The sequence below is a fragment of the Noviherbaspirillum galbum genome (genome assembly GCF_010974945.1).
Taxonomy (GTDB): domain Bacteria; phylum Pseudomonadota; class Gammaproteobacteria; order Burkholderiales; family Burkholderiaceae_D; genus Noviherbaspirillum; species Noviherbaspirillum galbum.
Genome location: NZ_JAAIVB010000014.1, coordinates 62914 through 85935 on the forward strand (window position 1 = coordinate 62914; position 23022 = coordinate 85935).

At 64.5% G+C, this 23022-nt stretch carries 23 protein-coding genes and 1 tRNA gene; 16 read left to right on the forward strand and 8 right to left on the reverse strand.

Translation table 11 applies throughout. The features are described from left to right. Positions 1–18: 18 nt before the first annotated feature. Both recN and G3574_RS06505 read right to left on the reverse strand, forming a co-directional pair. Entirely contained in the window at positions 19–1668 is a 1650-nt protein-coding gene (gene recN / locus G3574_RS06500; protein ID WP_163961232.1) for a DNA repair protein RecN, read from the reverse strand. Positions 1669–1761: 93 nt separating this feature from the next. Beyond that, entirely contained in the window at positions 1762–2673 is a 912-nt protein-coding gene (locus G3574_RS06505) for an NAD kinase (protein ID WP_163961234.1), read from the reverse strand. A gap of 130 nt (positions 2674–2803) precedes the next feature. Between G3574_RS06505 and G3574_RS06510 the strand changes: the two genes are divergently transcribed. Further along, complete coding sequence (locus G3574_RS06510; protein WP_163961236.1) at positions 2804–3511, forward strand: HAD family hydrolase; 708 nt, start codon at positions 2804–2806, stop codon at positions 3509–3511. Positions 3512–3596: 85 nt separating this feature from the next. Beyond that, positions 3597–4631, forward strand: coding sequence for a heat-inducible transcriptional repressor HrcA (gene hrcA, locus G3574_RS06515; protein WP_163961239.1), 1035 nt, complete (start codon positions 3597–3599; stop codon positions 4629–4631). A gap of 36 nt (positions 4632–4667) precedes the next feature. Here hrcA and G3574_RS06520 read toward each other — a convergent pair whose 3' ends face one another. The 3 genes from G3574_RS06520 to fur form a co-directional block, all read right to left on the reverse strand. Next, entirely contained in the window at positions 4668–4949 is a 282-nt protein-coding gene (locus G3574_RS06520; RefSeq protein ID WP_163961241.1) for a hypothetical protein, read from the reverse strand. Between the two features lie 102 nt (positions 4950–5051). Continuing rightward, on the reverse strand, positions 5052–5375 hold the full coding sequence (locus G3574_RS06525; RefSeq protein WP_163961243.1) for a PilZ domain-containing protein: 324 nt from the start codon (positions 5373–5375) through the stop codon (positions 5052–5054). A 70-nt stretch (positions 5376–5445) separates the two neighbouring features. Next, entirely contained in the window at positions 5446–5877 is a 432-nt protein-coding gene (fur, locus tag G3574_RS06530) for a ferric iron uptake transcriptional regulator (RefSeq protein ID WP_163961245.1), read from the reverse strand. Positions 5878–5959: 82 nt separating this feature from the next. Here fur and G3574_RS06535 point away from each other — a divergent pair, with 82 nt between their 5' ends. From G3574_RS06535 to G3574_RS06590, 12 genes are all read left to right on the forward strand, one after another. Continuing rightward, a complete protein-coding gene (locus tag G3574_RS06535; RefSeq protein WP_235953105.1) occupies positions 5960–6463 on the forward strand; it encodes an outer membrane protein assembly factor BamE in 504 nt (167 codons plus the stop codon). A gap of 7 nt (positions 6464–6470) precedes the next feature. Continuing rightward, positions 6471–7277 carry a 4-hydroxy-tetrahydrodipicolinate reductase gene (gene dapB, locus G3574_RS06540; RefSeq protein ID WP_163961249.1) on the forward strand — a complete coding sequence of 269 codons (807 nt, stop codon included), beginning with the start codon at positions 6471–6473 and terminating at the stop codon, positions 7275–7277. A 13-nt stretch (positions 7278–7290) separates the two neighbouring features. After that, complete coding sequence (locus tag G3574_RS06545) at positions 7291–7644, forward strand: barstar family protein (RefSeq protein ID WP_163961251.1); 354 nt, start codon at positions 7291–7293, stop codon at positions 7642–7644. A gap of 103 nt (positions 7645–7747) precedes the next feature. Beyond that, entirely contained in the window at positions 7748–10396 is a 2649-nt protein-coding gene (gene leuS, locus G3574_RS06550; RefSeq protein WP_163961253.1) for a leucine--tRNA ligase, read from the forward strand. Positions 10397–10409: 13 nt separating this feature from the next. Continuing rightward, on the forward strand, positions 10410–10922 hold the full coding sequence (locus G3574_RS06555) for an LPS-assembly lipoprotein LptE (protein ID WP_163961256.1): 513 nt from the start codon (positions 10410–10412) through the stop codon (positions 10920–10922). Between the two features lie 24 nt (positions 10923–10946). Further along, positions 10947–11966 carry a DNA polymerase III subunit delta gene (gene holA / locus G3574_RS06560; RefSeq protein WP_163961258.1) on the forward strand — a complete coding sequence of 340 codons (1020 nt, stop codon included), beginning with the start codon at positions 10947–10949 and terminating at the stop codon, positions 11964–11966. Between the two features lie 46 nt (positions 11967–12012). Continuing rightward, positions 12013–13278, forward strand: a complete 1266-nt coding sequence (locus tag G3574_RS06565; RefSeq protein WP_205609678.1) for a glutamate-5-semialdehyde dehydrogenase — start codon at positions 12013–12015, stop codon at positions 13276–13278. A 13-nt stretch (positions 13279–13291) separates the two neighbouring features. Beyond that, positions 13292–13714, forward strand: a complete 423-nt coding sequence (locus G3574_RS06570) for a CopD family protein (protein WP_163961260.1) — start codon at positions 13292–13294, stop codon at positions 13712–13714. 13 nt (positions 13715–13727) lie between these two features. Next, positions 13728–14330 carry a 2-hydroxychromene-2-carboxylate isomerase gene (locus G3574_RS06575; RefSeq protein WP_163961261.1) on the forward strand — a complete coding sequence of 201 codons (603 nt, stop codon included), beginning with the start codon at positions 13728–13730 and terminating at the stop codon, positions 14328–14330. Between the two features lie 694 nt (positions 14331–15024). After that, entirely contained in the window at positions 15025–16233 is a 1209-nt protein-coding gene (locus G3574_RS06580) for a THUMP domain-containing class I SAM-dependent RNA methyltransferase (protein WP_163961264.1), read from the forward strand. A gap of 72 nt (positions 16234–16305) precedes the next feature. After that, positions 16306–17784 carry an NAD-dependent succinate-semialdehyde dehydrogenase gene (locus G3574_RS06585; protein ID WP_163961266.1) on the forward strand — a complete coding sequence of 493 codons (1479 nt, stop codon included), beginning with the start codon at positions 16306–16308 and terminating at the stop codon, positions 17782–17784. 89 nt (positions 17785–17873) lie between these two features. After that, positions 17874–18296: a VOC family protein gene (locus G3574_RS06590; RefSeq protein WP_163961268.1), complete on the forward strand. Its 423-nt coding sequence runs from the start codon at positions 17874–17876 to the stop codon at positions 18294–18296. A gap of 147 nt (positions 18297–18443) precedes the next feature. On the opposite strand, the gene G3574_RS06595 is transcribed toward G3574_RS06590, so the two are convergent. The 3 genes from G3574_RS06595 to G3574_RS06605 all read right to left on the reverse strand — a co-directional run bounded on the left by G3574_RS06595 (position 18444) and on the right by G3574_RS06605 (position 21737). After that, the gene (locus G3574_RS06595; RefSeq protein ID WP_163961270.1) at positions 18444–19658 is read right to left on the reverse strand and encodes an extracellular catalytic domain type 2 short-chain-length polyhydroxyalkanoate depolymerase; all 1215 of its coding nucleotides are present in this window, start codon (positions 19656–19658) and stop codon (positions 18444–18446) included. 169 nt (positions 19659–19827) lie between these two features. Further along, complete coding sequence (gene phnD, locus G3574_RS06600) at positions 19828–20823, reverse strand: phosphate/phosphite/phosphonate ABC transporter substrate-binding protein (RefSeq protein ID WP_163961272.1); 996 nt, start codon at positions 20821–20823, stop codon at positions 19828–19830. A gap of 98 nt (positions 20824–20921) precedes the next feature. Next, positions 20922–21737: a substrate-binding periplasmic protein gene (locus tag G3574_RS06605; protein ID WP_163961274.1), complete on the reverse strand. Its 816-nt coding sequence runs from the start codon at positions 21735–21737 to the stop codon at positions 20922–20924. A 198-nt stretch (positions 21738–21935) separates the two neighbouring features. Between G3574_RS06605 and G3574_RS06610 the strand changes: the two genes are divergently transcribed. Together G3574_RS06610 and trmB are read left to right on the forward strand one after the other, a co-directional pair. Continuing rightward, positions 21936–22009 (forward strand) — tRNA-Gly (locus G3574_RS06610). Positions 22010–22064: 55 nt separating this feature from the next. Beyond that, the gene (gene trmB, locus G3574_RS06615; RefSeq protein ID WP_205609679.1) at positions 22065–22781 is read left to right on the forward strand and encodes a tRNA (guanosine(46)-N7)-methyltransferase TrmB; all 717 of its coding nucleotides are present in this window, start codon (positions 22065–22067) and stop codon (positions 22779–22781) included. Positions 22782–23022 lie beyond the last annotated feature (241 nt).

Sequence of the window (23022 nt, forward strand, 5' to 3'; positions counted from 1 at the left end):
GTGTCGGTCCGATCAGGTTCAGGATGCCAGCAGCTCGCGCGCATGCTTGCGCGTGGTGGCGGTGATCTCGATGCCGCCCAGCATGCGGGCGATTTCCTCGACGCGCGACTTGGCGTCCAGCGGCTGGATGCTCGACACGGTGCGTCCTTCGACGCCGCGCTTGCTGACCTGGAAATGCTGGTTCGCCTGGCTGGCGACCTGCGGCAGGTGGGTGACGCACAGCACCTGGCGATCCTGGCCGAGGCGCTTGAGCAGGCGTCCGACGACTTCCGCAACGCCGCCGCCGATGCCGCTGTCGACTTCGTCGAAGATCAGCGTCGGCGTGGCGGTCGCGGTGGACGTGATGACGGAAATGGCCAGCGAGATGCGCGCCAGTTCGCCGCCCGACGCCACCTTGGCCAGCGGCCGCGCCGAGGTGCCGGCATGGGCGGCCACCAGGAACTCCACCTGCTCCAGTCCATAGCTGGCGGGCTCGGCGGCGTTGAGCGCAATCTCGAAGCGCCCGCCGGCCATGCTCAGTTCCTGCATGGCCACGGTGACGGCATCGCCCAGCGACTTGGCCGCCTTGGCGCGCGCCGACGACAGCTTGCGCGCCAGCGCCATGTAGGCCGCCTGCAGCTTTTCTTCCTGGGCGCGCATGGCGTCGAGATCGCTCGCATCGGCCAGCTGCCGCAGCTGCGCCGACAGGGTGGTGAATTCCTGCGGCAGGTCTTCCGGCTGCACGCGGAACTTGCGGGCGGTCGAATGCAGGGCATCGAGGCGCGACTCGACTTCCTGCAGGCGTTCCGGGTCGAGCTCGACCCGGCCGAGGTAATCGTTGAGGGAATAGACCGCTTCCTGCAGCTGGATGCGGGCCGGCTCGAGCGCTTCGAGCACCGGCTTGAGGCCGGCGTCGACGTCGGCCAGCTTGCCGAGCTTCTGCGTCAGGCCGGACAGCTGCGACAGCATCGGGTTGTCGGATTCGGAGATGGCATGCAGCGCTTCCTGCGCGCCTTCGATCAGGCTGGCGGCGTGCGACAGGCGGCTGTGCTCGTTGCTGATGTCGGCCCACTCGCCTGGCTTGGCATTGAGCTTTTCGAGTTCGTTGACCTGCCATTCGAGGCGTTCGCGCTCGAGCAGCACGTTGCGGGCATTGATCTCGAACTCCTCGCGCTGCTTGGCCAGGGCCTTCCAGGTCTTGTAGGCGGCGGCGACGGCCTTGGCGTCCTCGAGCAGGCCAGCCTGGCTGTCGAGCAGCACGCGCTGGGCATCGGTCTTCATGAGCGATTGATGCGCATGCTGGCCGTGGATGTCGACCAGCATTTCGCCGAGTTCGCGCAGCTGTGCGGCGGTGGCGGCGATGCCATTGATGTAAGCCTTGGAGCGGCCGGCGTTGTCGATCACTCGGCGCAGCAGCACGCCGCCATCCTCGCCGCGGCAATCATGGGCGTCGAGCCAGGCATCGACCTCGCCCTGGCTGGTGGTGAATTCGGCGGTAATGTCCGTCTTGGCCGCGCCTTCGCGCACCACGCTGGCGTCTCCCCGCCCGCCCAGCGCCAGGGCCAGGGCATCGATGAGGATGGACTTGCCGGCGCCGGTTTCGCCCGTGAACACGGTGAAGCCGGGCGCGAACTCAAGTTCGATCGAATCGACGATCACGAAATCGCGAATGGATAATGTGCGAAGCATGTGGAAATCGTTTAGTCGGTCCGCCGGCTGGCTGGTCGGCCAGGCCGCCGGACGCTTGTTGTGACGCAAAGGGAGTGCTGCTTGATTCAGCCGCTATTTTAACTGGCCTGCAACCGAGGGATATTCATTCCAGTGCAGCTTCTCGCGCAAGGTGTCGTAATAGCTCCATCCCTGCGGATGCAAAAAGGTAATCGTGTAGGCGGAACGGCGGACGATGATGCGGTCGTGGTGCTGCAGGCTGGTGAGCGACTGCATGTCGAAGTTCACGCTGACGTCGCGTCCGCCCATGATTTCGATGACGATGTTGCAGGTATCCGGCACCACGATCGGGCGGTTGGACAAGGCATGCGGCGCGATCGGCACCAGTACCAGGCCGGAAAGGCTGGGATGCAGCAGCGGCCCGCCGGCCGACAGCGAATAGGCGGTGGACCCGGTGGGCGTGGCCACGATCAGGCCATCCGAACGCTGGTTGTACATGAAGCGGCCATCCACCTCAACCTGCAGTTCCGCCATGCCCGAGGTCGCGGCCCGCGACACCACGACGTCGTTGAAGGCCAGGGCGTGGAAGATGTTCTTGCCGTCCCGCAGCACGGATCCCTCGAGCAGGCTGCGTTGCTCGGACTCCAGCTTGCCATCGAGCATGTCGTTGAGCACGCTCATCATGGTGTCCTGGGAAATGTCGGTCATGAAACCGAGCCTGCCCTGGTTGATGCCGATCAGCGGCACGTCGAAGGGCGCGAGGTGGCGGGCGATGCCGAGCATGGTGCCGTCGCCGCCGATCACGATCGCCACGTCGGCATGCTTGCCGATTTCCTCGGCGGTCATGCTGGTCGTGCCGGCAAGCTCGACGTTGCGGCCGGTCTCGGCCTCGATGACCACGCGATGGCCCCGCTTTTTCAGGAAGGCGGCGACCTCCGAGAGCGATTCGGAAAAGCCGGCGGCCATGTACTTGCCGACGAGCGCGATGGTTTCGAACCTCAGGGGCCGGGAGGTGGAGGGCAGCATGATGCAGATTAGACCATAATTTGACAGCCTGCTGTACAACGGCGCACCCCGTGCATTGCCCGGCATGGCATGCTGTGGGCTTGCCCGGAGTGCCATTGAAATCCCGGATTTCCGTCCCCAATCTTGCCTTATGCCTTCCATCAAAGCCGTCCTGTTCGACCTCGATGACACCCTATGGCCGGTCGTTCCCGTGATCGAACGCGCCGAGAACCTGATGTTCGACTGGCTGCGCCGCCATGCGCCCGCCGTGCCCGCCCGTTTTTCCATCACGGAACTGCGCGAACGGCGCAAGGCGCTGATGGCGACCGACCCGGTCTACCAGCTCGACCTGCGGCGCCTGCGGCATGCCGGCCTCACCGAAGCCTTCCTGGCCACCGGCGAAGATCCGGCGCTGGTGGAATCGGCCATGGCGGTGTTCACCAAGGCGCGCAACGAAGTGGAATTGTTCGACGACGTGTTGCCCGCGCTTTCGGCCCTGCGCGGCCGGGTCATCCTCGGTTCGGTGTCGAACGGCGTGGCCGACCTGGAAGCGATCGGCCTGGCGCACTGGTTCGATGCCTCGATCGCGGCCTACCAGCTAGGCCGAGCCAAGCCCGATCCGGAGATTTTCCTCGCGGCATGCGATGCGCTGGGCGTGGCGCCGCGGGAAACGGTGTACGTGGGCGACGACCCGCGCCTCGACGTGGAGGGCGCGCAGCGGGCCGGCCTGCGCGGCGTGCTGATGGACCGGCAACACCTGCGGCCGCGGGACATTCCTGCGCATATTGCGCCGGATGCGGTATGCGGGACTTTGACGGAGCTGCAACAATGGTTGCAAGACGAGCTAGCCAAACCATGATCACTAGCAAAATAATGTCCGCTAATGTACTCGCAAGGGCCAAGAATGATTGGCGCCTGCTTCGCGGCATCGCTAGAATACTGCCATGCAACTGGATATCCGTGCTCAAACCTTGCTGAAGGCGCTGGTCGAACGCTACGTCGCCGACGGCCAGCCCGTCGGCTCGCGCGCCTTGTCGAAGATCTCGGGTCTCGACCTCTCGCCGGCCACCATCCGCAACATCATGGCGGACCTGGAAGAGATGGGCTTCGTGGCAAGCCCGCATACCTCGGCCGGCCGGGTGCCGACGCCGCGCGGCTACCGCTTCTTCGTCGATACCCTCATGACGGTGCAGCCGATCGACGAATCCACCCTGGAGTCGAAGCTGCAATTGCGCTTCGCCGGCGCGGGGTCGTCGCAGAAGGCCATTTCCAGCGCCGCGCAGGTCCTGTCCTCGCTGTCGCAGTTCGCGGGCGTCGTCATGACGCCGCGCCACGAATCCGTGTTCCAGCAGATCGAGTTCCTGCGCCTGTCGGAACGCCGCATCCTGCTGGTCATCGTCGCCCCCAACGGCGACGTGCAGAACCGCCTGCTGCTGACCGACGTGGATTACACGCCGTCGCAGCTGACCCAGGCGGCCAACTACATCAACCAGCATTACGCCGGCTTCAGCTTCGACCAGGTGCGCACGCGCCTGCAGAACGAGATCGTGCAGCTGCGCGACGACATGACGCGCCTGATGCAGGCGGCCGTTGAAGCGGGCAGCGCCGCGATGTCCGAGAACGAGGAAGACGTGGTGATTTCCGGCGAGCGCAACCTGCTCGGCGTGAGCGACCTGGCATCCAACATGACTTCGCTGCGCAAGCTGTTCGACCTGTTCGAGCAGAAGACCGGCCTGATGCAGATCCTCGACATGTCGAGCAAGGCCAGCGGCGTGCAGATCTTCATTGGCGGCGACAGCCAGCTGATGCCGGTCGACGAGATGAGCGTGGTGACCGCGCCCTACGAGGTGAATGGCAAGGTGGTCGGCACGCTGGGCGTCATCGGGCCGACGCGCATGGCCTACGAAAGGGTGATTCCCATCGTCGACATCACGGCGAAGCTGCTGTCGAATGCGCTTTCGCCGTCGCGCATGCCCTGACGCGGGTTTGTCCTGCGGCGGGAAGAGAGTCAGCCGCTATTCCCAGAATTTCCACCACGCCGACTTCTGCTCCGACTTGCCCGCCGCGGCGATGGGCTTGAGCCCCATGCGCTCGAAGGCATCGGCATGGCTCATGCCCTTGACCCGGAGATAGGCATACTGGTATTCCTTGGGCAGCTTGAACGGCATGTTGTAAGGATCGTTCAGGTACTTCTTGACCTGGTCGGTATAGGTACTGTAGTCGGGCAGCTCTCCGTTGTTCTTGTTCGCCACCGTCCTGACCCAGGCCACCGCCGATTCCGCTTCTTTCAGATCCACATTCCCCTCCCTATGCAAGATGCACCGCGGGCGGGCGCGCTGCCCGCAGACCACTCCCCTTCTATCGGCTTTATTCTGCAGCGGCTTGAGCCCGCGGCATGATCAGATCATGAGCTCGGCCAGCGACTTGTTGTTTTCGGCGTCGAGTTCGACGAACTGCACGCCTGTCCGAAAGCCATCGGTACTGCTGAGAATACTATAGATCACGCGTATCGCGGCGGTAATCCGGCGCGGTTTTCCATTGATGATGGGTTCGAACACAAGGGTGCAGGGCTGCCCGGCCGGCAGCTGGCCCGGCAGCACCAGGGAAAGGCCGCCGAGCGAGACGTCCACCGTTTTGGCGCGGATGGGGGCGATCCCGGGCAGGACGATCAGGGCGGGGCAGCGCAAGGCCTTGCGCGGATAGACTCTGGTTTCTGAACTCATCGATTCCCTGTCGGCGGCGCCTGCCTGGGCGGCACGCGTTGGCTGGAAAATGGGAAGGGCCCGCGACCGCCTAGCGGTTGCGGTGGGGGCAGTCGGTCTTGCTGCAGTGGCCGTAGAGGGCCAGCGCATGCTCGGCGATGTTGAATCCCCGCGCCTGCGCGATGCTCTGCTGCCGCTTCTCGATTTCCTCGTCGAAGAATTCCTCGACCCGGCCGCAGTCGAGGCAGACGAGGTGGTCGTGGTGGGATCCCTGGTTGAGCTCGAAGACCGCCTTGCCGCTCTCGAAGTGATTGCGGTGCAGCAGGCCCGCCTGCTCGAACTGGGTGAGCACGCGGTAGACGGTCGCCAGGCCGACGTCCATGTTATCGGCGAGGAGGATCTTGTAGACGTCTTCGGCGCTCAGGTGGCGCACTTCGCTGTTCTGGAAGATTTCGAGGATTTTCAGACGCGGCAATGTCGCCTTGAGGCCGCTGGCTTTCAGCTCGGAAGGATTGCTTGGCATGTTGTTGGTCGGATTCAGGTTATCTGCTTTATCATATAGCGTTTTCGGGCCGAGGCCCAACGAATTGAAGGAACTTATGAGAATGTCATTTCCGCGCGACGGCCTGCGTCCGGTTGTTCTCCTGGCCGCGGCGGCGCTCGCCTGTGTACTGTCCGGATGCGCCTCGAAAAACCCCCTTCTCGACGACGCGCCCGCTGCAGCGCAGCAGAGCGCCGTCCATACCGAGGGACCGCGCGGCGCGGACCGCTTCCTCGGCATCTTCCGGCCCTACCGCATCAACGTGCAGCAGGGTAATTTCGTGTCCCGCGAAATGATCACCCCACTCAAGGAAGCGATGCAGAAGCAGGAAGGCGTGACCCGCGACCAGGTGCTGTTCGCCCTGGGCACGCCGCTGCTGACCGACGTGTTCCACGCCGACCGCTGGGACTACGTCTTCCGCCTCAAGAAGAACACCGGCGAAGTCATTTCCAGCCGCGTCTCCGTCTTCTTCAAGCAGAACCGCCTGGTCAACATCGAGGGCGACCAGCTGCCGACCGAGCAGGAATACCTCTCCCTGATCGAGGGCAAGACCCCGACCGCAAGGTGACCGCACCATGACCCCGATGAAACTCGCCGTTGCCGGCGCCTCCGGCCGCATGGGCCGCATGCTCATTGAAACCATCCTCAACGCCGGCGACGTGACGCTGGCCGGCGCGCTGGACGTCCCGGGCTCGCCTGCGCTGGGCACCGATCCCGCCGCCTTCCTTGGCAAGTCTTCCGGCGTGGCGATCGAATCCGACCTCGCCCGCGGCCTGGCCGGCGTCGACCTGCTCATCGACTTCACCCGGCCGGAAGGCACGCTCAGGCACGCGGAATACTGCGCCGCCCACGGCATCAAGATGGTGATCGGCACCACCGGCTTCGACGAGGCCGGCAAGGCCGCGATCGCCGACGCGGCGAAGCGCACGGCCATCATGTTCGCGCCGAACATGAGCGTCGGCGTGAATGTCACGCTGAAGCTGCTGGAAATGGCGGCGAAGAGCTTTTCCGAGGGCTACGACATCGAGATCATCGAGGCGCACCACCGCCACAAGGTCGACGCGCCGTCCGGCACCGCGATCAAGATGGGCGAAGTCATCGCCGGCGCCCTGGGGCGCAAGCTCGACGACGTCGCGGTGTGGGCCCGCGAAGGCGTGACCGGCGCGCGCGATCCCTCCTCCATCGGCTTCGCCACCATCCGCGGCGGCGACATCATCGGCGACCACACCGTGCTGTTCGCGGGCATGGGCGAGCGCATCGAGATCAGCCACAAGTCGTCAAGCCGGGTGTCGTACGCGCATGGCAGCGTGCGCGCCGCGCGCTTCCTGGCCGACAAGGCGACCGGCCTGTTCGACATGCAGGACGTGCTGGGACTGAAATAATCCGGGGAAGACCATGCCAGATGCGCAACGGGTTCAACGGGTTCAACTGGACGGACGGCGCATCGCCGACTGGCCCGGCTTCCACCGCGAAAGCCGGCAGGCCTTCGGCTTTCCCGATTTCTATGGCAACAACCTGTCCGCCTGGATCGACTGCCTGAGCTCGCTGCGCGGCGACGGCGAAGAGGAAGGCATGTCCCGCTTCCTGCTCGGCCCGGACGAATGCCTGGCCATCGAGGTGCTGCACGCCGACGTGCTCGAACGCAACGCCCCCCACATCGCCGAAGCGCTGCGCGACGCCGTGGACGACGTCAACGAACGCTTCACCGAATCCGGCGAGAAACCGGCGCTGAACCTGGTTTTCCGCTGAACGCCGAAGGGCCGCGCGTCCCTCCCTTTCGGTAATACCCGTCCGCCAGCAAGTATAATGACGGGCTTACATTCATCCTCCACCCATTTCCGCATCATCCGTCATGCAAGATAAATATCTTCCCGCCGATGTCGAGAAAGCCGCCCACGAGCACTGGGCCGCGATCGACGCCTACAAGACCGTCGAACACGCGAAGGACAGCCAGGGCCAGGACAGGAAAAAGTTCTACGCCTGCTCGATGCTGCCCTACCCGTCCGGGAAGCTGCACATGGGCCACGTGCGCAACTACACCATCAACGACATGATGGCGCGCCAGCTGCGCATGAACGGCTACAACGTGCTCATGCCCATGGGCTGGGACGCCTTCGGCCTGCCGGCGGAGAACGCGGCGCTGAAGAACGGCGTGCCGCCGGCGAAGTGGACCTACGACAACATCGCCTACATGAAGAAGCAGATGCAGGCGATGGGACTGGCGATCGACTGGACGCGCGAAATCGCCACCTGCGACCCCAGCTACTACAAGTGGAACCAGTGGCTCTTCCTCAAGATGCTGGAAAAGGGCATCGCCTACCGCAAGACCCAGGTGGTGAACTGGGACCCGGTCGACCAGACCGTGCTGGCCAACGAGCAGGTCATCGACGGCCGCGGCTGGCGTACCGGCGCGCTGGTCGAAAAGCGCGAGATCCCCGGCTACTACCTCAAGATCACCGACTACGCGGAAGAACTGCTCGACCACGTCGCCAACAAGCTGCCCGGCTGGCCCGAGCGTGTGCGCGTGATGCAGGAAAACTGGATCGGCAAGAGCGAGGGCGTGCGCTTCGCCTTCCCGCATGACATCCGCGGCGAGGACGGCCAGCTCATCCAGGACGGCAAGCTCTTCGTCTTCACCACCCGCGCCGACACCATCATGGGCGTGACCTTCTGCGCGGTGGCGCCGGAGCACCCGCTGGCAACGCACGCGGCCGCGTCGAACCCCGAGCTCGCCGCCTTCATCGAGGAATGCAAGCGCGGCGGCACCACCGAGGCCGAGCTCGCGCTCAAGGAAAAGGAAGGCCTGCCCACCGGCCTCTTCGTCAGCCATCCGCTGACCGGCGAGAAGGTCGAGGTCTGGGTCGGCAACTACGTGCTGATCACCTACGGCGACGGCGCGGTCATGGGCGTGCCGGCGCACGACGAGCGCGACTTCGCCTTCGCGAAGAAATACGACCTGCCCATCAAGCAGGTCATTGCCGTCGAAGGCGAAACCTATTCCACCGACGCCTGGCAGGAATGGTACGGCGACAAGCAGCGCGGCGTGACGGTCAACTCCGGCGCCTACGACGGCCTGGCCTACAAGGCGGCGGTCGACAAGATCGCGGCCGACCTCGCCACCAAGGGCGACGGCGAGAAGAAGACCACCTGGCGCCTGCGCGACTGGGGCATTTCCCGCCAGCGCTACTGGGGCACGCCGATCCCCATGATCCATTGCGACGCCTGCGGCTCGGTGCCGGTCCCCGAGAAGGACCTGCCGGTCGTGCTGCCGCAGGACTGCGTGCCCGACGGCAGCGGCAACCCGCTCAACAAGCGCGAGGATTTCCTGCGCTGCGACTGCCCGCAGTGCGGCAAGCCGGCGCGCCGCGAAACCGACACCATGGATACCTTCGTCGATTCGTCGTGGTACTTCATGCGCTACTGCGATCCGAAGAACGAGCAAAGCATGGTCGGCGAAGGCGCGCAGTACTGGATGCCCATGGACCAGTACATCGGCGGCATCGAGCACGCGATCCTGCACCTGCTCTACGCCCGCTTCTGGACCAAGGTCATGCGCGACCTCGGCCTGGTCAAGGTCGATGAGCCCTTCACCAACCTGCTGACCCAGGGCATGGTGCTGAACCACATCTACTCGCGCCGCACGGCGCAGGGCGGCATCGAATACTTCTGGCCGAACGAGGTGGAAAACGTCTTCGACGACAGCGGCCGCATCACCGGCGCGAAGCTCAAGAGCGACGGCTCGGCGGTGAACTACGAAGGCGTGGGCACGATGTCGAAGTCCAAGAACAACGGCGTCGACCCGCAGGAACTCATCAACCAGTACGGCGCCGACACCGCCCGCCTGTTCGTGATGTTCGCCTCGCCGCCGGAACAGACGCTGGAGTGGAACGACGCCGGCGTGGAAGGCGCGCACCGCTTCCTGCGCCGCGTCTGGGCCTATGCGCATGCACAGTCCGGCCGGGTGGCTGCATCCGAGTACCTCGACTTTGCCGAGATGCCCGAAGCCCACAAGACCCTGCGCCGCGAGATCCACAAGATCCTGCAGCAGGCCGACCACGACTTCAAGCGCATCCAGTACAACACCGTGGTCTCGGCATGCATGAAGATGCTCAACACCATGGAAGCCGCCAAGCTCGACGACTCGCGCGCCAGCAATGCGGTCATTGCCGAAGGACTGTCGATCTTCCTGCGCGTGCTGTATCCGGTCGCGCCGCACATCACCCACGTGCTCTGGAAGGAACTCGGCTTCGACGTGGCACATGGCGACATCCTCGACGCGCCCTGGCCGCAGGTCGACCCGGCCGCGCTGGAGCAAGCCGAGATCGAGCTGATGGTGCAGGTCAACGGCAAGCTGCGCGGCAGCGTGAAGGTGCCGAAGGAAGCCGACAAGGCCGCCATCGAAGCCGCCGCGCTCGCCAACGAGAACGTCAGGAAATTCGTGGAAGGCGCGCCGAAGAAGGTCATCGTCGTGCCCGGCAAGCTGGTCAACATCGTCGCGTGAAGGCGGACCGAGGATGAACACCCAGCGACGCGCCCTGCTCGCAATCGTTCCCGCGCTCGCCGGCGCCGCGGCGCTGGCGGGCTGCGGCTTCCAGCTGCGCGGGTCCGACGGCTCGGCGGCGATTCCCTTCAAGACGATCTACCTCACCCTGCCGGACACGTCGCCGCTCGGCGTCGAGCTTCGGCGCAACCTGCGCGGCCGGGGCGTCAACATCGTCGCCGACCGCCAGGGCGCGGAAGCCGTCATCGAGGCGCTGGCCGAGACGCGCGACCGCGTCGTGCAGTCGCTCAACACCCAGGGACGCATCCGCGAGCTCGCCCTCCTTTACCGGCTGCGCTTCCGCATCCTCGACCGCACCGGCAAGGAACTGCTCGTGCCGACCGACATCACGCTCAAGCGGATCGTCACCTACAACGAATCGCAGGCCGTGGCCAAGGAAAAGGAAGAAGAACTCCTCTACCGCGACATGCAGTCCGACCTGGTGCAGCAGGTCCTGCGCCGCCTGTCGGCGCTGAATCCCGCCTGACCCTGACGCCTTCACGGAAACGCCATGCAGCTGCGACATGACGCCCTCGATGCCCACCTGTCCAAGGCGATCGCGCCGCTGTACGTGATCACCAGCGACGAGCATCTGCTGGCGCTGGAGGCGGCCGACAAGATACGCCGCGCGGCCCGTGGCCAGGGCTTGTCCGAGCGCGAGGTGCTGATCGCGGAACGCTATTTCAAATGGGGCGAACTGCTCGCCGCGAACCAGTCGCAATCGCTCTTCGGCGACCGCAAGCTCATCGAGCTGCGCATTCCGAACGGCAAGCCCGGCAAGGAAGGTGGCCAGGCGCTGCAGGACTACGTCGCGTCGCTGAATCCGGACAACGTTACCCTGATCACCCTGCCGAAGCTGGACTGGCAGACGCAGAAGGCTGCCTGGGTATCCGCCCTGCAGCAGGCTGCGATGTACATCGACATTCCGCTGGTCGAGCGCGCCCAGCTGCCGGCCTGGATCGGCGCGCGCCTCGCGGCGCAGCAGCAGAGTGCCGACAGGCAGGCGGTCGAGTTCATCGCTGACCGCGTCGAAGGCAACCTGCTCGCGGCGCACCAGGAAATCCAGAAACTCGCCCTGCTCTATCCCGCCGGCAAGCTGGGATTCGACCAGGTGCACGACGCGGTGCTCAATGTCGCCCGCTACGACGTCTTCAAGCTCAACGAGGCCATGCTCACCGGCGACGCCGCGCGGCTGGTGCGGATGGTGGAAGGACTGAAGGGAGAAGGCGAAGCCCTGGTCCTCGTGCTGTGGGCCATCGCCGAGGAAATCCGCACCCTGCTTCGGCTACGGACAGGGATGGCGCAAGGCAAGCCGCTCGGCATGCTGCTCAAGGAAAACCGCATCTGGGGGCCGCGCGAGCGCCTGATGGAGCCGGCGCTGCGCCGGCTCAGCGTGCCGCTGCTCGAATCCGCCCTGCAGGATGCGGCGCAAGTCGATAAGATGGTCAAGGGCTTGCGGGCGAAGAACTTCGCGGGCGATGCGTGGGATGCGATTCTGCAGCTTGGGTTGAAGATCGCGCGGGGACGGTGAGATTCTGGCAGTCAATCGGAAAAGTGAATACACGAAAGCAAGCATCATGGACATCAAGCATTACATGAACGACGTCGGCCAGCGTGCCCGCAAGGCATCGCGGGCCATGGCCAAGGCCGATACCGGCGCGAAGAACCGCGCGCTGGCGCTGATCGCCGCCGCCATCCGCCGCGAGGCCGACGCCCTGCGCGCCGCCAACCGGAAAGACCTCGACGCCGCCCTCGCCAACGGCCTCGCGCCGGCCATGCTTGACCGCCTGACGCTGTCCGACAAGGCCATCGCCACCATGGCCGAAGGCCTGGAACAGATCGTCGCCCTGCCCGATCCCATCGGCGAAATCTCCAACATGAAATACCGCCCGACCGGCATCCAGGTCGGCCAGATGCGCGTGCCGCTTGGCGTGATCGGCATCATCTACGAAGCGCGGCCCAACGTCACCGTCGACGCCGCCGGCCTGTGCATCAAGAGCGGCAACGCCACCATCCTGCGCGGCGGCTCGGAAGCCATCCACTGTAACCAGGCGCTCGCCAAGCTGGTCAAGGAAGGCCTGGCCGGCGCCGGCCTGCCCGAGGACGCGGTGCAGATCGTCGAAACCACCGACCGCGCCGCCGTGGGCGAGCTGATCACCATGCCGCAATACGTGGACGTCATCGTGCCGCGCGGCGGCAAGGGCCTGATCGAACGCCTGATGAAGGAATCCAAGGTGCCGATGATCAAGCACCTCGACGGCATCTGCCATGTCTACATCGACGACAAGGCCGACATCGACAAGGCGCTGAAGGTGGCTTTCAACGCCAAGTGCCACCGCTACGGCACCTGCAACACCATGGAAACCCTGCTGGTGGCCCGCGCCATCGCGCCGCAGGTCCTGCCGACGCTCGCCGAACTCTACGGCACAAAGGACGTCGAGCTGCGCGGCGACGGCGAGGCGCGCGCCATCCTGGAAGGCTATCCGCACCTCGCGGCCGCCACCGAGGAGGATTGGCGCACCGAGTATCTCGCCGCCATCCTCGCGGTCAAGATCGTGGATGGCGTCTCCGAGGCCATCGACCACATCAACACCTATTCCTCGCAGCACACCGACGCCATCGTCACCGAAGACTATTCCCGCGCCATGCGTTTCCTGCGCGAAGTCGATTCCGCCTCGGTCATGGTCAATGCCTCCACCCGATTCGCCGACGGCTTCGAATACGGCCTCGGCGCGGAGATCGGCATTTCCAACGACAAGCTGCACGCGCGCGGCCCGGTCGGCCTCGACGGCCTGACCTCGCTGAAATACGTGGTCTTCGGCCACGGCGAAGTCCGCGAATAAGGCGGAACCGCGCATGCTCTGGGTCAAGGCCTTCCACATCCTCTTCATCGCCTCCTGGTTCGCCGGGTTGTTCTACCTGCCGCGCATCTTCGTCAACCTGGCGATGGAAACCGATGCCGCGGCTACGTCACGCCTGCTGCTGATGGCGCGCAAGCTCTACCGCTTCATGACCATGCTCGCCGTGCCCGCCCTGCTGCTCGGGCTCTGGCTGTGGCTGGGTTACGGCATCGGCCGCGGCCCGGGCAATGCCTGGCTGCACGTCAAGCTGCTGGTGGTGCTCCTGCTCGTCGGCTATCACCATGCCTGCGGCTCGCTGCTCAAGAAATTCGAACAAGGACGCAACGTCCGCAGTCATACGTGGTATCGCTGGTTCAATGAATTCCCGGTGCTCGGCATGCTGGTCGCCGTCATCATGGTCGTCGTCAAACCCTTCTAGACAATGAGGAAGCATGGCCAAGATCATCGAGTATTTCCTCGCGCCGCAATCTCCCTGGACCTACCTTGGGCATGACCGCCTGGTCGCGATTGCCAAGAAGCATGGCGCGCAGATCGACATCAAGCCCATGGACCTGGGCAAGGTATTCGGCGTCTCCGGCGGCTTGCCGCTGGCGAAACGCCCGGCGCAGCGCCAGGCTTACCGGCTGGTCGAGCTCAAGCGCTGGAGCGAGCACCTGCAGCTGCCGCTGAATTTGCATCCGGCGTTCTTCCCGGTGCCGGGCGATGCTGCCGCGAAGCTGATCATCGCCGCGCGGCTCGCGCACGGCACGGACGCGGCCTTGACGCTCGCGGGGGTGATCATGCGCGGCGTCTGGGCCGGCGAGCGGAACATTGCCGATGAAGGCACGCTGGCGGCGATGGCGACGGAATGCGGGATGGATGGCGGGATGCTGATCAAGTCCGCCGGGACTGCCGGCGTGCAGGCGGAGTATGACCGGAATACGGAGGAGGCGATCCGGGCGGATGTCTTCGGGTCGCCGTGGTATCGGGTGGAGGGGGAAGGGTTTTGGGGGCAGGATAGGTTGGAGTTCGTGGAGAGGGCGGTTGGGGGGTAAGAGTGCTGGATGGGGGTGGCGCGCATTCCGGCGTAGGCGATAATCCTATTGAGGGTTTCTCTCCGGTAGACCGGTTTAGGCTCCCACTCCGTGGGGACTTGCCGGGGCTGGTCCCGGCGGCCCAGGTACTTTCTTTATCAGCAGACCCTAGGCGGGCCCTACGAAAGTACCCAAAGAAAGCTGCTTCCACCCCCATGTGGGAGTTACTTCGGGCGGCCTCGTTCGATGGGTTGAGGGGATGCCGTTCTCTGCGGTGGTAATCACCTGAAAGGGATTCGATGACTCGACCTCCTGCCGCATCGGCATGGCTCTAGGCTGTTCCGACGACGGGGAGCACGGTGCCGCAGAAGAATCAGCACCCTCCGCCCTGTCCCTTCCCCTTCAAGGGGAGGGCTAGGGTGGGGATGGGTTTCGGCCGCATGTAAAGAACAGCATTTAGTTCACTCGCGATGTCAACGACGTCCTTTGCTCGCGGAAGAAACCCATCCCCACCCCAACCCTCCCCTTGAAAGGGAGGGAGCTTGGTCCGCCGGGGCCAGACCCGGCTACTCCCCGCGGAGTGGAAACCGCAACCGCTTCACCGGAGAGAAAGCAACAATGGGATCCCCGCCTTCGCGGGAATGCCAAGGATAAACCCCAGCCCGAGGCGCCCAACACCTCGACAACATCAACCAACGGACAAAAGGTACCCCTCATGACATACAGCTATTTCTGCCCCTGCCCCCGCGGCCTCGAAGCCGCCCTCGCCGAGGAACTCAACGAGATCGCCAGCCAGGGCACGACCCTCAAGGTCCACAATCAGGTACCCGGCGGCGTCCACTGCTCCGGCGCGCTCGACGACGCCTACCGCATCAACCTGCATTCCCGCATCGCTTCCCGCGTGCTGCTGCGCATCGCCCACGCCAGCTACGTCAACGAGAACGACATCTACGACGCTACCCTGGCCGCGCCGTGGGAGGAATGGTTCGGCGTCGACCACACCATCCGCGTCGACATCACCGCCATCAAGTCGCCGCTGAAAAGCCTGGAATTCATCACCCTGAAGGTGAAGGATGCGGTCTGCGACCGCTTCCGCGACCTCTACGGCAAGCGCCCTTCCGTCGATACCCGCACGCCGGACATGCGCATCACCGGCTTCCTCGATGCCCGCACCTACACCGTCTATCTCGACACCTCCGGCGAGGCCCTGTTCAAGCGCGGCTGGCGGCAGGAGACCGGCGACGCGCCGCTGCGGGAGAACCTGGCGGCGGGTCTGCTGCGGGTGGCGGGCTGGAAGCCGGGCATGACGCTGTTCGACCCGATGTGCGGCTCGGGCACCATCCTGGTCGAGGCGGCGCAGATCCTTGCCGGCATTCCGCCAGGCGCGCGGCGCAGCTTCGCCTTCGAGAAATTCCATGACTTCGATGCCGCGGAATGGCTGGCGATCAAGGGCAGCTTCAAGCCCGCTCCGCTACCCGTCACGCCCACCCTCTTCGGCAGCGACATCTCGGGCGACATGGTCGTCATGACGCGCAACAACCTGCGCAACGCCGGCATCCAGTTCGAGGTGCCGCTCAAGCAGATCGAAGCGCAGGAAGTCAGGCCGCCCAGCGAAACGCCCGGCATCCTGCTGACCAACCCGCCCTACGGCGAGCGCATCGGCGTGCGCGGCGATAGTTCGCAGGCGCCCGACGAGCTCGCCGCCTCGTTCTATACCGCGTTCAGCGCCACGCTCAAGCAGCGCTTCGCAGGCTGGCAGGTCTATCTCTTCACCGCCGATCTCGGCGTGCCGAAGATGCTGCGCCTGAAGGAATCGCGCAAGACGCCGTTTTTCAACGGCGCGCTGGAATGCCGGCTGTTCCGCTTCGACATGGTGGCCGGCTTCAACCGGCGCGAAGCCGCCAAGCCGAAGGACGCGAGCTGAGGTTCCGTGGGGCAAGCGCCCTGCCTTTACGCTATCCTTGATCTTTTACCACGCCATGCCCGAGGACTATCCATGCTGAATTCTGTGAAAGGCATTCCCAAGCTGAACGATGCCGCCTTGCTGCGCAACCAGGCCTACGTCAATGGTGCCTGGATCGGCGCCGAATCGACCTTCGATGTGACCAATCCAGCCGACGGCGCGACCCTGGCTTCCGTGCCCAACCTCGGCGCCGACGATGCCCGCCGGGCGATCGACGCGGCCAACGCCGCCTTCCCGGCCTGGGCCGCGAAGACCGCGAAGGAGCGCGCCGGCATCCTGCGGGCATGGTTCGACCTCATGATCGCGCATGCCGACGACCTCGCCGCGCTGATGACGGCGGAACAGGGCAAGCCCGTGGCCGAGGCCAAGGGCGAGGTCATGTATGGCGCGAGCTTCGTCGAGTGGTTCGCGGAAGAAGCCAAGCGGGTGTCCGGCGACGTGCCGGCCTCGACCTGGGCGGACAAGCGCATGGTGGTGCTGAAGCAGCCGGTCGGCGTCTGCGCCGCCATCACGCCCTGGAACTTCCCGATCGCCATGATCACCCGGAAGGTCGCCCCGGCCATCGCCGCCGGCTGCACCATCGTCCTCAAGCCGGCCGAGCAGACGCCGCTGTCGGCCCTGGCCCTTGCCGAACTCGCACAGCGCGCCGGCTTCCCTGCTGGCGTGATCAACATCCTCACCGCCGATTCGCAGCGCTCCATCGAGGTCGGCCGCGTGCTGTGCGACAGTCCCATCGTGCGCCACCTGTCCTTCACCGGATCGACGCCGGTCGGCCGCATCCTGATGCAGCAATGCGCGCCCACCATCAAGAAGCTCGGGCTGGAACTGGGCGGCCATGCGCCCTTCATCGTGTTCGAGGATGCCGATATCGATGCCGCCGTGGAAGGCGCGCTGGTGTCGAAGTACCGCAACGCCGGCCAGACCTGCGTCTGCACCAATCGCTTCTATGTGCATGACGCGGTCTACGACAGCTTCGTCGCCAAGCTTGCCGAGGGCGCGAAGAAGATCAAGGTGGGCAACGGTTTCGAGCAAGGCGTGTCGCAAGGCCCGCTGATCGACGACCAGGCCATCGGCAAGGTGAAGGACCACGTGGCGGACGCGGTGGCCAAGGGCGCGAAGCTTCTCGCAGGCGGCAAGCTCCATGCGCTCGGCGGACAGTTCTACGAACCCACGGTGCTGGCCGACGTGACCGGGGACATGAAGATCATGCAGGAGGAAACCTTCGGCCCGGTGGCGGCGGTGACGCGCTTCACGACCGAGGAGGAAGTGATCGCCGCGGCCAACGATACCGAGTTCGGCCTGGCTAGCTACTTTTACTCGCGCGACATCGGCCGCGTCTGGCGCGTGGCGGAAAAGCTGGACTATGGCATGGTCGGCATCAACACCGGCATCATTTCCAACGAAGTCGGCCCCTTCGGCGGCGTCAAGCAGTCCGGCCTGGGGCGCGAAGGCTCGAAGTACGGCATCGACGAATACCTCGAGATCAAGTACCTTTGCATGGGTGGCGTCTAGGCTTGAAGCGCCGGGCCCGCCCGGCGCGCAATCGTTGCGCCCGGTTCATTTTTCCGCGTTCCCCCATCGTCGAAGCAAAGGAAACCATCATGCCGCATCCCATCGCCTACCTCGTCTTCAACGGCAATTGCGAAGAAGCCATGCGCTTCTATGAACGTGCCCTCGAAGGCAGGATCGAAACCATCGTTCGCAACGGCGATTCGCCCATGGCTGACCAGATTCCCAAGGAACTGCACCAGCGGGCCATGCACATCCGGCTGGCGCTCGATGGCGATGGCTACCTGTATGCCGGTGATTGTCCGCCGCAGATGCCCTACGATGGCATCAAGGGCGTCTCGCTGACGTTGAACTACGATACGGTGGAAAAGGCGCAGCAGATCTTCGCCGCGCTCGCCGAGGGCGGCACGGTGACCATGGCGCTGCAGCCTACGTTCTGGGCCAAGACCTGGGGCATGGTGGTCGACCGGTTCGGCACGGCATGGAACGTCAATGGGGAATTGTTGGCGATCTGACGATATTCCAGCAGCTACAGCAAATGGGATTCCCGCCTGCGCGGGAATGACAGCGAAGCGCGTTTGTCCCGTTGCCCCGTTTTTCTGCATTGCCCCGTTTGCTGTCATCCCCGCGCAGGCGGGGATCCTATTGCAATCACCATCCTCTCACGGACAACTGCCATACGCGTAGTACCCGCTCGATGTCCGCCTGACATCCGTGTACGCCGCCGTCGAGTAATAACCAAGGTACTGGTTGGAATTGGTCGCGTAAGCGTTCCCTCCGGACGCATAGGCCCGGCCGTAGTACACATGCTCGTAGTTGCTGGCGAACCAGTGCGCGCAGGTGTAGGGCGATGACGCATTGCCGCTCACGACGCGGTCGATCATGGTCTTGACGGCCACCATCTGGCCGCCGCTCTTGGCCGGGAAATTCACGTCGTCATAGCCCCACCAGTCCCAGCAGCCGTTCGGATTGGCGGAGGTGACGTTCGCCTGCGGGTAGAGAACGATGATGTTGTTGGTGTCGGCCCACTTGTTGTAGCCGGTGTTGCGGTAGAACGCGGAACCGACCGTCGCGACGTTCTGCTTGCAGCCGTGGAACACCACGTGCAGCTTGCATGCCTGTCCCGCCGCGCAGTTTGCCGGCACGTAGGCCCACCCATCGTTGGACATGCCGTGGTTGGTCGGGTCGAAGTTGCCCCAGAAGGCGGTCTGGTCGAAGTTGACGAAGCTGCCGCCGAGCGTGCCGGCGTTCTTGGCGTTGAGCGGGCCGTAGATCCATTTCAGGATCTCGCCGGAGGCGTCGAAGTTGCAGTTGTTGATGTAGGGATTGCCGTTGAAGCTGCAGGCATTGCCGTAGTAGTCGGTGGGCAGGGAATGCTCGGCGGCGATGTTGTTCTTGTAGGTGATGTTGGCGGCGGGGACGTAGTTGGCGTACATCGTCTTGAGGTCGTTCATCACCGGCTGCCGGACCGTAGAGTCGATCGTTCCCGAGAACAGGTACACCTTCGAGGCGGAGAGGTTCGACGTCGGGTCGATGTAGCCGTTGCCGGACCAGGTGTTGACCACGGAGATCAGGTAGGACAGGTCGCGCGAACCGGTGTCGGCCATGCAAGGCCCGGTGGCGATGTAGACGTTGCCCTGGGAGCAGTACACCGGCCCGCCGGCGATCACCCCCGCGCCCTTGCGCACGGTCTTGGAATAAGCGAAATGCATCTGGGCCGCCATGTAGCCGCCGGAGGAAATCCCGGAGACCGACACGTCGTTGAAACTCACGTTATATCGCGGAAGGGTGACTACCGTTGCCAGTGCGGCGGAACACGCGAAAGCGCCGCAGGCCGCGAGCGCGGTCCTCACGGCGAGGTGAAGCGGAATTGCCATGTCTCGTCTCCAATGTTTTTATCGATGCAGCCGGCGCGTCGGTGGAAGCGCCGGCTTGCATGCACCATAGGCGATGACACGGGAAGGTCAAGCGATACCGTATTTTTACGGTGTTTCAATTCGAATGCTGCAGTGCGTTCCTTGCGATGCCGCATGATGCGGCCGCCGGCTACTTTTTTTCCTTTTCCTTCGCGACCTGCTTGTCGTAGGCGACGCGGTTGAAGGATTCGCCCGCGCTCTGCGACACGTAGCGCACCATGAAGAAGTCCTTCTTGTAGTTGATGGGGAAGAAGCGGTCGGAGCCGGCGAACGCTTTCTTGAGCTCGTCGCTGAACCGGTAGTCATAGAAGCACTTCAGCATCTGGTCGCGGAAACCCGGTTCCAGGTCGTGGGCGTAGGCGAAGGCTTGGGTCGGGAACTTGTCGCTGCGGTAGATGATGCGGAAGGCGTCGGCCTTGATCTGGCCACGCTCGACCATGCGGTCGAAGACGTCGGAGGCCACGGCGGCGGCATCGTATTCGCCCGACTGCACGCCGAGGATGGAATGGTCGTGCTTGCCCGAGAAGAGGATCTTGTAATCCTTGTCGGGCACGACGCCGATCTTGGGGAACAAGGCCATCGGCGCGAGGTGGCCGGAGTTCGAGGTGGACGAGGTGTGCGCGACCTTCTTGCCCTTGATGTCGGGCATCTTCTGGATCGCGCTGTCCTTGCGCACGATCATGATGAGGGTATAGCTCTGGTATTCCTTCTGGTTGCCGATCACGGCGAAGGGTACTGCGCCGGCGATGTTGACCGCGAAGTTCGTCGGTCCCGCCGAGAAGCCGCCGACATGCAGCGAGCCGGCGCGCATGGCTTCGATCTCCGCGGTGTTGGACGACAGGGAAAGATAGCCGACCTTCTTGCCGGTGCACTGGGCGAGATAGTCGGTGAAGGGCTTGAAGAGCTTTTCGTAGGCGGCCGAGTCCTCGAGCGGCGTGAAGGTGAAGGCGAGGTTCGAAGGCGACTTCAGCTTCTTCGGATCGGAGGGTGTGTCGGCAACGAGATCCTTGTCGGCATCGCAGTAAGCCGCATCAAGATCGCCGCGATTCGGACAACCATCCTGCGCCATCGCGCCAAACGACATCGTGCCCGCCAAGATTCCAGCCAACCCCCACATCGCCTTCATGCCCGTCTCCCGGGAAGTTCGTCATGCGTTTCAACTTATCATGCGAGCCGGGTTGCACAAAGGACATTCGGGAGGGCGGGAGGGAGAATTAGTTGCGCTTAATTATTGTAGAAGTCACGCTCGATCTGGCGGAACTCGCCCGAGTCGCGCAGCCTCGCAACGCGGTTCCAGATATCCTCCGCCAGCGCCGGATGGCCGCGCACCAAATCGAAGGAGAGCATGAGGTAATACGGCCTGTCCTCGAGCGGCACGGGCAGGCGCTCGATCCTGGCGGCGAGTTCGGGATGCTGCAGCAGGTGGTCGGCGCGCCGCGTCTGCAGGGCGGCGCCCTGTATCCGTCCGGCTTCCAGCTTGCGCAAGGTCCGTTCCGGGCTGCCCGTTCCTTCGTCGACCTGCACGCCGCGCTCGAGCAGGAAATCCTGGATGGAAAATCCGCTCAGGATGCCGACCGGTCCGGACAGGTTGTGGAATGCGCTGCCATCCCAGTCGAGGTTGCCGCCCTTGAGCCGGTAGAGCGAATAGCTGCTGCCATGCAGGCGCTTCGCCGGATCGGGCGTGTCCCTGGCCGCGCCGGGATAGCGCCCCATTGCAAGGCGGTCCGCCTTGAAGCTGGCCGCGAAGGCGCCGTCCACCCTGCCGGCGGCAAGCTCCGCGAGGCAACGCTTCCAGGGCAAGGGCACGAATTCCACGGGAAGCTTCAGGTCGCGTTCAAGCAGCTTCAGCAACAGGATGTTCAGGCCGGGACGGTCGGTCATGATCCAGGGGTAGGAATCCTGGTTTTCGTGGCAGAGCACCAGCTTTGCGGGACGGTCCGCGGCCATCGCCGCCTGGGCCAGGAACAGCAGCGTTCCCACCAGTGCCGCGCGCAACGATGCGGGCAGGAACGGCAGGGAAGATGCGGAGCGTGTGGCCATTGTCGGATCGGCGGGGGCGCGGGCGCGATGCAGCCAGTATAGGCGATTCCCTTTCCCCGGAGTACGAATCGCCGCCCGGATGTTTTACTTGCATATCCGCGCCATACTGCCCCTGCCCTTGCCGGCACCTCCGCCCTCGTCAGTGCGCCCGCCGTGATTTGCGCGGCGCTCGCCAACCCGCGTAAAATGCACGGCATCGCGGGTGTAGCTCAATGGCAGAGCTGAAGCTTCCCAAGCTTAAGACGAGGGTTCGATTCCCTTCACCCGCTCCACGCCAGGCACCGGACCGGTGCCTTTTTCATTGGGCTTTCTTGGATTCGAATTCGCATGTCTGACCACTCCTCCGACGACAACCGGCCGATGCTGTACGACCCGACCGAACGCCGGATACGCAGCTTCGTCACGCGTGCCGGCCGCCTGTCGAACGCGCAGGCCAAGGCGCTGGAAACGCTGGGCCCGGCATACTGCCTGCCCTACGCCAAGGCGGAAACGGACTTCGCGCAGGCATTCGGCCGCGTCGCGCCCCAGGTGCTCGAGATCGGCTTCGGCATGGGCGACACCACGGCGCACATCGCCGCCGCCATGCCCGGCAAGGACTTCATCGGCGTGGAAGTCCACACCCCCGGGGTCGGCAGCCTGCTCAAGCTGATCGGCGAACGCGGGCTGACGAACCTCCGCATCATCCAGCACGACGCCGTCGAGGTCGTCACCCACATGATCCGCCCGCAGTCGCTGGCCGGCGTGCACGTTTTCTTTCCCGATCCCTGGCACAAGGCGCGGCACAACAAGCGCCGGCTGATCCAGCCGCCCTTCGTGGAGCTGCTCGCCTCGCGCATCGCGCCTGGCGGCTACTTGCATTGCGCCACGGACTGGCAGGATTATGCGGAGCAGATGCTGCAGGTGTTGAGCGACTCAGCCGTGCTGGAAAATACCGCGGCCGGGTATGCGTCGAGACCGGAGTATCGGCCGGTGACGAAGTTCGAGAACCGCGGATTGCGGTTGGGGCATGGGGTTTGGGATTTGGTGTTTCGGAAGAAGGGGTAGGGGGAAGGGAGTGGAGTTCTTGATTGGCTTTGTCAGGGTTTGCTAGGGCTGTCATTGCAGACTACCTTTGTCATCCCCGCGAAGGCGGGGATCCCATTTCTACGACGGTTGCGTACGTCTCTCCGGTGAACCGGTTGCTGTTCCCACTCCGTGGGGCGGTGCCGGGACTGGCCCCGGCGGGCCAGTTCATTTCTTTGGACTCGCCCCCTAGGCGGGCCCCACGAAACGGAACCAAAGAAAA